9 protein-coding genes are annotated in these 13,659 nt (G+C 36.6%); 6 read left to right on the top strand and 3 right to left on the bottom strand.

Annotation, left to right across the window (positions count from 1 at the left end; all coding sequences use genetic code 11):
* Positions 1–134: 134 nt before the first annotated feature.
* Entirely contained in the window at positions 135–2,165 is a 2,031-nt protein-coding gene (locus tag AC07XN_RS19195) for an LruC domain-containing protein (protein ID WP_494744212.1), read from the top strand.
* 391 nt (positions 2,166–2,556) lie between these two features.
* Here AC07XN_RS19195 and AC07XN_RS19190 read toward each other — a convergent pair whose 3' ends face one another.
* Entirely contained in the window at positions 2,557–5,361 is a 2,805-nt protein-coding gene (locus AC07XN_RS19190; RefSeq protein WP_494744211.1) for a putative LPS assembly protein LptD, read from the bottom strand.
* A 176-nt stretch (positions 5,362–5,537) separates the two neighbouring features.
* Here AC07XN_RS19190 and AC07XN_RS19185 point away from each other — a divergent pair, with 176 nt between their 5' ends.
* Positions 5,538–6,350, top strand: coding sequence for an N-acetylmuramoyl-L-alanine amidase family protein (locus AC07XN_RS19185; protein WP_309913171.1), 813 nt, complete (start codon positions 5,538–5,540; stop codon positions 6,348–6,350).
* Between the two features lie 74 nt (positions 6,351–6,424).
* Positions 6,425–7,384, top strand: coding sequence for an MlaD family protein (locus AC07XN_RS19180; RefSeq protein WP_309913173.1), 960 nt, complete (start codon positions 6,425–6,427; stop codon positions 7,382–7,384).
* Between the two features lie 175 nt (positions 7,385–7,559).
* On the opposite strand, the gene AC07XN_RS19175 is transcribed toward AC07XN_RS19180, so the two are convergent.
* Together AC07XN_RS19175 and AC07XN_RS19170 are read right to left on the bottom strand one after the other, a co-directional pair.
* Positions 7,560–8,030, bottom strand: a complete 471-nt coding sequence (locus AC07XN_RS19175) for an Lrp/AsnC family transcriptional regulator (RefSeq protein WP_309913206.1) — start codon at positions 8,028–8,030, stop codon at positions 7,560–7,562.
* A gap of 19 nt (positions 8,031–8,049) precedes the next feature.
* Positions 8,050–8,952 (bottom strand): LysR substrate-binding domain-containing protein, encoded by a 903-nt coding sequence (locus AC07XN_RS19170; protein ID WP_309913210.1) that lies wholly within the window; start codon positions 8,950–8,952, stop codon positions 8,050–8,052.
* A gap of 164 nt (positions 8,953–9,116) precedes the next feature.
* Between AC07XN_RS19170 and AC07XN_RS19165 the strand changes: the two genes are divergently transcribed.
* From AC07XN_RS19165 to AC07XN_RS19155, 3 genes are all read left to right on the top strand, one after another.
* Entirely contained in the window at positions 9,117–9,647 is a 531-nt protein-coding gene (locus AC07XN_RS19165; RefSeq protein WP_494744210.1) for a GNAT family N-acetyltransferase, read from the top strand.
* Between the two features lie 199 nt (positions 9,648–9,846).
* Entirely contained in the window at positions 9,847–12,246 is a 2,400-nt protein-coding gene (locus AC07XN_RS19160) for a 3-hydroxyacyl-CoA dehydrogenase/enoyl-CoA hydratase family protein (protein WP_309913217.1), read from the top strand.
* Positions 12,247–12,385: 139 nt separating this feature from the next.
* Entirely contained in the window at positions 12,386–13,561 is a 1,176-nt protein-coding gene (locus tag AC07XN_RS19155) for an acetyl-CoA C-acyltransferase (protein ID WP_492800643.1), read from the top strand.
* Positions 13,562–13,659 lie beyond the last annotated feature (98 nt).

Genomic DNA, 13,659 nt, shown 5'->3' with positions numbered 1-13,659 from the left:
GTCATTAATTAAGTGATTTTACTTAATAAGTGTCTTAATTCAATTGATTCGAACGTTTTTGAAAAATCAAGCAACAATATTTATCGCTAAATACATTTATAAAACTTTTTCCTCCATTTTTTAAATATTACATCATGAAATCTTTTTATTACCTCATAATTTTGGTTGTAACGTCTACTTTATTGAGTGGTTGCTTACCTAATGAAAGCGGTTCAACAATTGATCCTGCTGCTGCAGCCATGGATAAACTAAATGTTCCAAAAGGCTTTAATTTTAATACTTCAAAAGAGATTACTTTTAAAATAGGTGCTTACGATAATATGAACAACCCAATTTCGGGCGTAATTATGTCTGTTTATAGTTATCCTGAAAATGTACTTTTGTTCAAAGGTATTACATTGAAAAATGGTGTATTCAGCTTAAATCAAAAAATACCTACTTATGTTACTAAAATATCGGTAAAACCAAATTATATCGGTTTACCTTCTGAAACAATTGTTACATTGAGTGGTACTACCTCAGAAGTGAATTTTGGTGGAAATAACCCTACTGCTTCTGAAAGCGTTGAACAACCACTAAAAGCAGCAAGATTAGAAGGCACTACTGCACAAACATATCCACTTATTACTTACTTAGGTTCTTGGAACAGTGATGGTTTACCTGCTTATCTTGAGAAAGACAGAGACCCAATCACTAGCCAGTTTTTAGAATATGTTAATGCTAGTTTACCAGAGTCTAAATCAGTGCCGGTAGCTCACCCAGACTTTTTGAATAATAACAACCGTAACTTCTTATACATTACTGAAGCTGCTGATGTTTGGGTAACATTTGTTCACGAAGGTGCTGGTTGGAAAAATACATTAGGATATTACACATTCAATCCACTTAACCCTCCTAAAACTACTGCAGACATTTCTAAAATGACAGTTGTTTTCCCTAACGTTTCTTACAAAGGATCAGGTGGAGCATTAACATCAGGAGATAAAGTTAAAATTGGTCAGTTCCCAGCAGGTACAGGCATTGGTTTTGTATTGTTGGCTGATGCATTCTCGTCAGGTAAAGTAGGAACTGGTAATTATGCTCACTTCTCGCATGATGTTCTTAACGTAGAAAGCAAAGAAAGTCTTCGTCGTCACTTAATCGTATTGAATGAGCCATCTACAAAAAGAATGGTACTGGCTTTTGAAGACGTTCAAAGAGAAAGTTCTTCTTGTGACCAAGATTTTAATGATGCTATTTTCTTTGCGACTTCTAACCCAATCAAAGCGATTGATACTAACAACGTACCGATTGTAGATAGTCCAAAAGATACAGATGGTGATGGTGTAGGTGATAGTCGTGATGAGTACCCAACAGACCCTGCGAGAGCAATCAACAATTATATTCCAGGAAGTGATACTTATAGTACATTGGCTTATGAAGATTTATGGCCATTACAAGGTGACTATGATATGAACGACTTAGTAATTAACTACCAATTTCAAGAAGTCTTGAATGCACAGAACCAAGTAGTTGATTTAAAAGGTAAGTTTTATATTAAAGCGATTGGTGCAAGTTACATCAATGGTTGGGGCTTCCAATTACCAATTGATCCATCACTTGTTAAATCAGTATCAGGTCAGTCGCTTACACAAGGTATGATTACAAATTCAAGCAATGGTACAGAAGCTGGGCAAAAATATGCTACCATTATTGCTTTTGATAATGCATTCAAACAAATGAAATCGTCAGGAGGTTTTATTAATACATCGAAAGGCGCTTCAGTAATTGCACCAAATGATACTTTAAGATTAACCATTAGCTTTACGACTCCGATTAGTAAGACAACGTTAGGTGTGGCACCATACAATCCGTTCTTGTTCTCGGCAAATGATAGAGGCAAAGAGGTTCATTTACCAAACATGGCACCAACTTCTAAAGCAAATATGTCATTGTTTGGTACAGGTCAAGACGCTTCAGTGCCATCTTCAGGTATTTACTATAAAAACGCTAAGTTGTTGCCTTGGGCTATAGATTTACCTAGTGACTTTAAGTATCCTTTAGAAACAGTACCTATTATTGATGCTTATAACGAGTTCGGTTTATGGGCTGAGAGTGGAGGAACACTTTACCCAGATTGGTATGTGATTAGTAAAGCATACTTCGATCCAATAAAAGTATTTTAGTATTACCAAATAGGAATTAACATATTAGTCACCCAAAATTTTCGGGAATATTAATATAAAAAACCTCCTTAGTAATTTAGAGAATAACCACATCTCAAATTATCTAAGGAGGTTTTTTTGTGTATAAAATATAACTACAAAACAAAAAAGATAAAAGCAAACACTGACAAATGCATATTTATCTGATTAGTGTAATAGTTATGATATTAACCTAGACAAAGCATATCAATCATCTTCTCCACTCAAAAAATACTATGCATTAGTACAGTGCATATTTCCTACCAATAGTATGCTAAAACTTTACTATTTTAAGAAAAATTGGGATGAGTCATGTTTGTCCTTCTTTCATATCTAGACTTAAGTCCGTAGCTAGGCATGGAAGAAGGATTTTTTAGAAACCTCCTCTATCATAGAAAGTATTTCTACGCGAAAGTTTTAGTTCTTGTAATAAGGCTGATTTAACTCTGATAGTAAAGTTGTAAGTACTAGAACGACCATAATACGGACTAGCAATCGGCGTCCAGTCGAAATTAGCTTCCCAACAGTGTAAGTCCCTATGAATACTAATATTGGTTAATGAAATACCCTTATTCACAAAGTCATAACCAGAACTTAAGGTAAAATTCCATTTCTCAGTCAGTTTTACATCCCCTTTAAAAGTCAAAGCACTTACGATAGTAGCAGGAGCATAGCCCGTTTTGTTCATATTATAGTTGAAACCAAACTGGAAACTCCAAGGCACAGACCAATCTACATAGTCATTGATATTCCTATTGATTTGGCTCATTTGTCCCTCAGTACCGTTCGAGTTCTGCTTCTTTTTATCAGCACTAGCAGGCTTAAAGCTTTTACTAATCGAAAGGTTTAAGCTAGCCAACTTTGCAAAACCTTCGCCCAAGTTAATTAACAAAGTATCTATTCTACGTCCTGATATAGAATAACCATCGTTTACATACTTGTATGGATCTAAAGAACCTCCAAAATTGATGTCAAACTTTTTTACCCTAGAGTTTGCCGAAAAGTTCAAATTAGAAAGTTTGAACTGTGTAGCAAAGAAGTTGTAATTCCCCGTGAATGAGAAATTATCAATCAACATTATCTTCTCAGATTCTTTTTGAGCCGTATCCGACTTTGCCCTTAACTTGGCTTCTAAAGTATTCTGAATCCCGAAGCTAATACCCCCTGACTGGCTACCACGGTTAGTTTGGGTAGGGTTAAAACTTGAAATGTTCAAGAAATCGCCGGGAAGAGTTTCTTGTCCCGCCAACGAACTTGGAATGGTTTCGCCTTTTTGGTATTTATGAACCCTATTATTGATTTGAACCGTTTGGTAAAAACCATATTTAGGGTCTGTAAAATCGGGCGTATAATTTATGCTCAATGAAGGCGATAGCGTATGACGAATGCCTTGTAATCTACCTTTTTTGAAGTTAATCGTACCGTATAAACGGGTATTCATACTCATTGAAAAAGCATAAGTATAGTCTGCATAAAAAGCCCCGCCCCGAAGTGTATCAATCTCGACGGCCCCTTTGCCAGCAGTAGTATCTTTACTATAAATAGCAGCTTTATCGTTAAAGGCTTTGAAATTGTATTTATATTTCTGTTGATAAATATTCCCTGAAAAATTAAAGCCAGGGGTTAGGTTAATATACTTACCAATTTTAATATTAGGCAATGAAATCGGGATGCTGTATTGAGCCTTGAACTGAGCATTTTTTAATAATTCAGGTAAGGTTGATAAATTAAATGGAATTACACCATCTCGTGCCAAGTTAGTACTAGCGTTAGCCGCTGTTCTTGGGTCTATAACTACCGGCTTGGTTGGGTCAAGGTCTAATGTATCAATCGTTCTATAAACGGTATAACCAAAGTTATTGTACGAACGGTTGGTTAAAGCTACTTGGTTCGTAATACCATAAGTACCTGAAAGGTCTAAACCCACCCTGAACTGGTCAATAAAGCGGTCTGTGACAGCATTTTTCTTTTTGAAAGGCTGAAATTGGTTTAAGCCAAACGTATAATTGGTATTTACATTGACCGCCTTCGTTACCGTATTTTGGTCGGCTTGTAAGCTCAAACTAGTTCGAATAGTTTGTCCAAAATTGCGTGAATATTGTATTGACGAGTTTAATGCTGTAGAAATATAGCTACTCGTGCTTAAACTGTTATATTGGCTATTTGAATTACTCTGTAAGTTTACAGAGGCAGAAAAACTAGAATTTCCACGGCTTTGTGGTGAGTGTGACCATTGAATACCGTAGTCATTTCTTTTTTGTCTGTCAAACTCACTACCGTTATTACTTTGTCTAAAATTCACATTGAAAGTACCCGAATAGCGATAACGTTTGATGTATTGAGAGTTGGCAGCAATCCCAAAACTACCTTTTGAATAAATCTCTCCAGTAAGTCGCAAGCCAATATTAGGACTCAATGCAAAATAGTAGCCACCATCACGCAAGAAGAAACCCCTGCCTTGCGGTTCTTCACCATAAGTAGGCATGATAATACCCGAAGTGCCCGATTCTTGCGGAGGTTTATAAGGGAAGAAACCAAAAGGCAAGCCAATAGGCAAAGGAATTTCATTTAATTCAAAGTGGAATGGCCCAGCTACAATTTCTCTTTTACCCACTACTTTAATTTTAGTAGCCCTAATATTAAAGTGTGGATGTTCAAGATTACAAGTAGTATAAATAGCATTTCGGATATAAAGGTTGTCTTCATTATCCTTTTTTACTTTCTCACCTTGTATCAAACCATCACCTTGAGTAGTAATAAGCCCTTTGATAAAGGCCTTCCTACTTTTGAAGTTATACCTGATTTCTTCGGCATCATAAGGTTCACCGCCTTGTTTAAAGATGGGCTTGCCTATAATCTTATTGGTTGTCGAATCTTTCGTACCATGTGCCGAAACTTCATTCTTTGCCCAGTTGAGTTGAATATAGTTCGCCTCCAAAGAAACATCTCCATAGGTGACTTTTGCTTCCCCAAATAGGTATACAATTTGGTTTTCGGTATCCATGATGGTGGAATCCTTTGCTGAGTACACAACAGTTGTAGTGAGGTCACTTTCTTTTTTAAGTGAGTCAGGTACGCTTTTTGTAATACTTAGCTTGGTAGAATCTAAACGAGCAGTATCTTTAGGGATTACTGCACTAGCTTTATTGGCTTTAGGTTTATAAGGCTTTCCGCCCAATAATCGCTGAGCAGAAGACTGATTTGTGGTTAAAAGCCCTAAAAGTAAGCTAATTAATATACTGAATATGTGGATTGCTTTTTTCAGAAGTCTTTAAAATTTATATTTGTCTTTTATTAAATAACGCACAAAAATACTTTATTACTTTTTGAACATAGCGAACCAACCCGAAAATAATGTTAAACTTTGTTAAAGGTTTTTTAATAATCACTTGTATTTGCTCGCTTAGTGGTTTTACTTTTCAATATTCACTCGTTGAAAACCCAGCATATCGACCTGTTTTGTTACAGACTAGAGTAAGAACAGTAGTATTGGATGCTGGACATGGGGGCAAAGACCCGGGCTGTCACGGAGCAAATAATAACGAATCTAAAATTGCCCTTAAAATTGTTTTAGAACTCGGTGAAAAAATAAAAGAACAGTATCCAGAAGTTAGAGTAATTTATACCAGAACAAAGGATGTGTTTGTAGATTTGCATGAACGTTCTGCTATTGCCAACCGTAATAAAGCAGATTTGTTTATTTCAGTGCACTGTAATGCACATCACTCTGCTAAATTTGCTGGAACTGAGACCTACACAATGGGGTTACATAAAACAAGTAGTAATCTTGATGTGGCAAAGCGAGAAAACTCAGTAATTTTGCAAGAGGCTAATTATGAAAAAAACTATAATGGTTTTAATCCTAATTCACCACTTGGACATATTATGATGGCAAATTATCAAAGTGCCTTTATGATGAACAGTATCAAGTTAGCACAAAAAATTGAAAAACAATTCAAACAAAAATCTGACAGGCACAGTTACGGCGTAAAACAAGCAGGTTTTTTAGTACTTTGGGAAACAGCCATGCCAAGTGTTTTGGTAGAAGCAGGTTTTTTAACAAACAAAAATGAAGAGCAATACTTAGCAAAAAGCTCGGGACAAGGAGAAGTAGCTGAGGCTATTTTTAAAGCATTTAAATCGTATAAAGAAGAAATTGAGGATTAAGTTTGGATTGATAGTGTGTTTTAAAAATCAATAAAACCTATTAATAATCAATTGAAAAACTTCAACAGTCATTTATGAACATCTCTAAAGAAACCAAAATAGGCATACTGGCCCTTACATCCTTTGTGATTTTATACTTAGGATTTAATTTTTTAAAAGGTAAAGATTTTTTTACACAAGAAAATAAATATGTCATTATATACAAAGATATACAAGGCTTAACACCAGCCAACCAAGTTTCACTAAGTGGAATGAAAATTGGGCAAGTAAAGGAAATAGAATTGTTGAAAGGTGATGCTAATAAAGTAAAAGTAGTAATCAGTATCAGAAAAGACTTACAATTGCCCGAAGGTACACAAGCGATTCTAGCTTCTGATGGTCTGTTAGGAGGGAAGTTAATCAGAATTGAGATGGGTAAATTTTCTGGAAAATTCATTGAAGATGGAGGAATGCTAGTGTCTACGTCAGAAACAGGTGTAACCGATCTTCTTAAAGAAAAAGCACTTCCATTGATTCAAAACTTAGATTCTTTAACAAAATCCCTACGTGTAGTTGTTAAAAGTTTTGAAAGCACAGGAATGGTTGTCAATGGCTTTGTTAAAAACTCTGATCGTTCGGTAAGTTCTTTAACGGCTTCATTGAATAGTACAATTACTGAAAACAGAAGTAATTTGGCTGGTATCTCTGCTAATATGAGAACCCTTTCTAATAATTTAATAGAAACAGAAAAAAGCTTGAAGCCTTTGATTGGTAAATTTAATACCATGGCAGATTCGCTAAATGCCTTGAAGATAGGTCAGGCTGTAGCTACTACGCAAAAATCTTTAGAAGGCTTACAAAAAATTATGCAGGGTATAGAGGCAGGACAAGGCTCGATGGGTAAATTATTAAAAGATGATTCACTTTATACCAACCTTAACCGTTCGATAGCTGATTTAGATAAGCTTTTAATCGATTTCAGATTAGCTCCAAAACGATATGTGAACATCTCAGTATTTGGGGGTAATAAAAGTACTCCTCCTGTGGTAAAATAGTTGTGAATGAGTGAGTTGTGATTTAGTGATTTTTTTCGAAAAAGTGAAATAAAGTGATTTTTGGGGGAACTCATTTAGCATGAATAGACTTCCTTATCACAACTCACAACTCACAACTCACAACTCACAACTCACAACTCACAACTCACAACTCACAACTCACAACTCACAACTCCTAAATCACCTCAATCGGCACGGGCGTTTGGCTTTTTATTTCGTTGACTACAAATCTGCTTTGAGCATTTCCAATATTTGAGAGCGTCGCTAATTTGTGTAAAATAAAATGGCGGTATTCATCCATATCTCTTACCAATACTTTTAATAAGAAATCCGATCCTCCAGAAATACAATAACATTCTACAACTTCTGGCAAGAGTAAAACATCTTTTTCAAATTGCTCTAGAAAACTAGCTGCATGCTCTTTTAAGGTTACATCCACCAACACCACCAAACTTTTCCCAAGCTTAGATTTATTCAGAATAGCCGTATATTTTTCAATCACTCCTTCACTTTCAAGGCGTTTTATCCTTTCATGAATAGGCGTTGTTGTTAAATTAAGTCTTGCAGCAATTTCCTTATTGGTCATCAACGCATTTGCTTGCAGAAACTGTAAGATTTTTAAATCTATGTTATCTAATGCTGCCATTTTATGGGTAATTAAAAGATTATTTAATGGGAAGTGAATCACTAAAACTTAAGGAATCAGCGATTTTTAAGAAATTCTGCAACACAGGATTAGTATCATCTTTTCGCCACATGATAGAGAGATTAGTTTGCTCTGAAATATTTTTAAGCTCAATAAACTTTACTTTCATGGCCGAACTATGTTTGTAAGAAATAGGCATTAACGAAATGCCAAGATTGTGCTCTACTAACTTTAAAATAGTAGCCCCATAGTTTGATTCATGGACTACATTGGGTAAAAAGCCTTCTCGTTCACAAAGTCGCAATAATAAATCATGGTAAACCGAACTCGAATTGCGAGGCGGTAAAATAAAATTATCATGTTTTACCTGTGCCAAACTTTTAAAGGTATCTTCATTAATTGGATGGCATGTGGGCAAAATTAAGGCAAAAGGCTCTTTAAAAATAATTTTAGAAGTAAGGTCTTTATCAGGATGAAGTTCTCGGATAAAGGCTACATCAATTTCATGTTTCTTCAATGCTTCAATGACAAAACTATCTAACATCTCTGATAAGTTCGCTTTGATAGCAGGAAAGAGGAGTCTTAGTTCAGACAAAAGCGGAGGAATGACCGAATAAATAGCAGAACCAGGGTGTCCAATCCTAATTTCGCCTTCTTCACCATTATGAATCAGTTGAGTTCTGTGTTTGATATTATCTAATTGAGACAGAATTTTTTGCGCTTCATTATTGAGATATTCGCCTGCGGGCGTAAGTTTTACATTGCGTTTGTCTCGCTCGAATAGCAATACTCCTAATTTATTTTCCAATTGTTGAACCTGCCGACTTAAAGCAGGTTGAGCAATAAAAAGCTTTTCGGAAGCTTTAGAAAAATGAAGCTCGGAAGCAACACCTAAAAAATAAGATAGCTGTCTAAAATCCATTGTTTTTAAATTTAAAGAGTCAGGAAGTAAAAAAATAGATAAGCGCAGAAGTTTTGACTTATGCCTAAAAAGCATAAGTTGATATAAATTAAGCATTTTTTATTATAAATAGAAAATGGTTTATTTGTAGATATTATATTATACGTTTAAAAGAGCTTGTTGTTATGAGTAAAAGTATCCAAATTCGTGAAGCAGATTACTTAGATGTACCTTTGATTTGTAAGATTAGTGAAGAAACTTTTATTGATACTTATGGCGCACAAAATACTCCTGAGAACCTAGAAGCTTATTTGACTAAACATTTCAACCAAGCACAGATATTATCTGAAATTCAGACAGATGGAACGATTTTTTTAATAGTAGAAATTGATAACGAAGCGGTTGGGTATGCTAAACTTAGGGTAAATAAAAGCGAATTTTCGGATAGAAATGCCTTAGAATTAGAACGTATCTATGTTAAAAAGGAATTCCACGGACAAAAGTTGGGAGGATTGTTATTAGAGCAATGCTGTGAAAAAACAAAGACTGCAGGCTGTGACCTGCTCTGGTTGGGTGTATGGGAGTATAATTTGAAAGCATTGAACTTTTATAAAAGTAAAGGGTTTGAAATAAATGGAACCCATGTTTTTATGTTAGGGGATGATGAACAGACGGATTATTTAATGACAAAAGAATTGAATATACTTAAAGTATAAATACTCATTCGAAAAGAAGCGAGTACAAACAATATTTACACAATTCGTGTGAATTTTTAGAAAAGGTTAATACACAAAATCCCTACCCTTGGTGGGGATTTTTGTTTTTTTGTGAAAGATAGAAATAATTAAATAGTATGCTTGCATAACAAATTTATTTTTATTTAACTTTACCTATATTTTTTATAAAACAAACAACATGAACCGTTCAATTAGAAAAGTAGCCGTTTTGGGCTCTGGGATTATGGGAAGCCGTATCGCTTGCCATTTTGCTAATATAGGCGTTGAGGTCATGCTTTTGGATATTGTTCCGAAAGAACCCAACGATGCTGAAAAAGCCAAAGGGCTTAGCACTGATCATCCTGCGGTGCGTAATCGTATTGTAAACGACGCCTTTCAACAAACTTTAAAAGCTAATCCAGCGGCATTGTATTCTGCATCTTTTGCCAATAGAATAAAACTGGGCAATTTTGATGATAATTTAGCCGAAATCAGTCAATACGACTGGGTAATTGAAGTAATTGTTGAAAATTTAGCTATTAAAAAATCATTGTATGAAAAAGTAGATGCTTTGCGTAAAGTAGGTACTTTGGTTACTTCAAATACCTCTGGGATTCCTATCCACCTAATGGCGGAAGGACGTTCGGAAGATTTCAAAAAACATTTCTGTGGGACACACTTTTTTAACCCTCCTCGTTATCTGAAACTATTGGAGATTATTCCAACGCCAAACACCGATACTACCGTTATAGATTTCCTGATGCATTATGGCGATCGTTATCTTGGCAAAACTACCGTTTTGTGTAAAGATACTCCTGCCTTTATTGCTAACCGTGTGGGTGTGTATTCGATGATGAAAACCATGCAGGTAGTAGAAGAGCTTGGATTGACAGTGGAGGAAGTAGATAAGTTGACATCAGTAGTGGTAGGTCGTCCGAAATCAGGAACTTTCCGTTTGTCGGATGTGGTGGGTTTAGATACTACCATCAACGTTTCGAATAATTTGTATGCAGGACTAACCAACGACGACGCAAAAGATACTTTTATCTTGCCAGAAATGGTGAAAAAGTTGCAGGAGAAAAAATGGTTAGGAGATAAAACTGGTCAAGGATTTTATAAGAAAATAAAAGGAGCGAATGGCAAATCAGAGATTTTAGCCTTGAACCTAAAAACCTTTGAATATGAGCCTTCTCAAAAAGTAAAATTTGCAGTTTTTGAGCAAACTAAAAGCTTGCCTTTGAAAGAGCGTTTTGCTGTTTTATTAGCAGACAAAAGCAAAGCAGGGGAATTTTATAGAAAAACTATCTTAGATGGTTTCAGGTATGTAACCAACAGAATCCCTGAGATTTCGGATGAATTATACCGCATTGATGCCGCTATCTGTGCAGGTTTTGGTTGGGAAATTGGCTTGTTTGAAACGTGGGATGCCATTGGGGTAGAAAAAGGACTTGCGCTGATGGAAGCTGAAGGCATGAAATCAGCAGACTGGGTACACGAAATGTTAGCGTCGGGAGCAAAGACTTTCTATAAACGAGAAGGAGGAAAGCGTTTGTATTATGATATTCCAACTAAATCATACAAGGTAATTCCTGGCACGGAATCGTTTATTATTCTAGAAAACTTGTCTAATAACATTGTCTGGAAAAATGCAGAGAGCAACGTATATGATTTGGGCGATGGTATTTTAGGCTTAGAATTCCGTTCAAAAATGAACACTTTTGGTGCTGGCGTGATAGAAGGCATTCAGAAAGGAATCAGTTTGGCAGAAAAAGATTTTCGTGGTTTAGTGATTGGAAACGATAGTACAGAAGCATTTTCAGCAGGAGCCAACTTGGCGATGTTGTTTATGTTTGCTATTGAACAAGAGTACGACGAAATCAACATGATGATTGCTCAGTTCCAACAAACCATGATGCGGGTACGTTATTCATCAATCCCAGTTGTTGTTGCGCCACATTCATTGGCATTGGGTGGTGGTTGCGAAATCAATCTTCATGCTGATAGAGTGGTAGCCTCCGCAGAAACTTACATGGGCTTGGTGGAAGTAGGTGTAGGGCTAATTCCTGCGGGTGGTGGAACGAAAGAAATGGCATTGCGTTGTTCAGATTTATACAAAAATGGTGACCCTGAACTAAATACGTTGCAAAATGCTTTCATGAATATAGCTATGGCAAAAGTAAGTACTTCCGCACAAGAAGCGTATGAAATGAACTATTTGCGCCGTGGAGATGAGATTGTCTTGAATCGTTCTCGCCTCATTGCGGATGCCAAACAAGCTGCCATTGAATTAGCAGAAGCAGGATATACTCAGCCTAAAAAACGCAACGATATCAGGGTACAAGGTAAAGCTGGTATAGCCTTATTTAAAGCAGGAGTTCAAGGTATGAAAATGGGTAGATATATTTCAGACCATGATGCCAAGATTGCAGAAAAACTAGCGTATGTGATTTCTGGAGGAGATTTGAGTTATCCACAGTTGGTGTCAGAACAATATTTACTAGACCTAGAACGTGAAGCTTTCTTGTCGCTTTCAGCAGAGAAAAAGACATTAGAGCGTATCCAGAGTTTATTAAATGGTGGAAAACCGTTGAGGAATTAGGATTAAGCAGTGAGCTTTAAGCTATGAGCTGACAGCTTTCATTGTTAAAAGTAATCAATTAAAATCAAGGTACACTATGGCTCAAAGCTGAAGGCTCATGGCTCAAAGCTATAACACAGCTATAAAAAAGCTAAAAAAAATGAACGCATATATAGTAGCGGGTTATCGTACCGCTGTTGGAAAAGCCCCAAGAGGTGTTTTCCGTTTTACAAGACCAGATGATTTGGCGGCTGAAGTTATCAAACATTTGGTGGCACAAGTACCTGCCCTAGACCCTACGCGTGTAGATGATTTAATCGTGGGCAATGCCGTTCCAGAGGCAGAGCAAGGCATGCAGATTGCACGCTATATCGCTTTGTTATCATTGCCTAAAAATGTTCCAGGCTTTACCATTAATCGCTACTGCGGTTCGGGCATTGAGGCAATCGCTTTGGCTTCGGCTAAAATTCATGCTGGTCTTGCAGACTGTATTATTGCAGGTGGAGCAGAGTCGATGTCGTTAGTACCTACTACGGGTTACAAAATGGCTTTGAATTTTGAAATTGCTCAGAAACATCCTGATTATTATATCGGCATGGGACTAACAGCCGAACAGGTACGTGAACAATTTAATATTTCTCGTGAAGAGCAAGACGAGTTTTCAGTAGCTTCGCATACGAAGGCATTAGCAGCACAAGCGAATGGATTATTCAAAGATGAAATCGTGCCGATTACGGTAAAAGAAACGTTTTTTGATGCAAACTCAGGCAAAAAGAAAACCCGTGAATATGTAGTCGATACTGACGAAGGCCCACGTGCAGGGACAACAATGCAAGCATTAACAAACCTAAAACCTGTTTTCGCAGCAGGAGGAACGGTAACGGCTGGTAATTCCTCACAAACGTCTGACGGTGCGGCTTTTGTCATGGTAATGTCAGAGGCAATGGTGAAGGAACTAAATCTTGAGCCTATCGCTCGTATGGTTACTTATGCCACGGCTGGCGTAGAGCCACGCATTATGGGTATTGGTCCTGTGGCTGCTATTCCATTAGCGTTGAAAAAGGCAGGATTGAACATCAATGATATTGACCAAATAGAACTAAACGAAGCCTTTGCAGCGCAATCGTTAGCGGTAATTAAGGAATTAGACTTAGACCGTTCGAAGATTAATGTCAATGGAGGTGCTATTGCTTTAGGACATCCGCTAGGCTGTTCGGGGGCAAAGCTTTCTATACAATTATTTAACGAAATGCGTCGAAGAAATCAAAAATACGGAATGGTTTCAGCGTGTGTTGGTGGCGGCCAAGGCGTAGCTGGTATTTATGAGTTATTATAGTTTTTAGGATGCGTTAAGTTGAAAACATGAGTCATCCCGAATTTTAAAATTGCATAAAAAACGGTCTACAAACTAATTTAGACCGTTTTTTTATGATT

It is taken from the genome of Arcicella sp. GW458-12-2-14-TSB2 (genome assembly GCF_059423785.1).
Note: the sequence above shows the minus strand (reverse complement) of the source record. Positions and strands in the feature narration are given on the sequence as shown.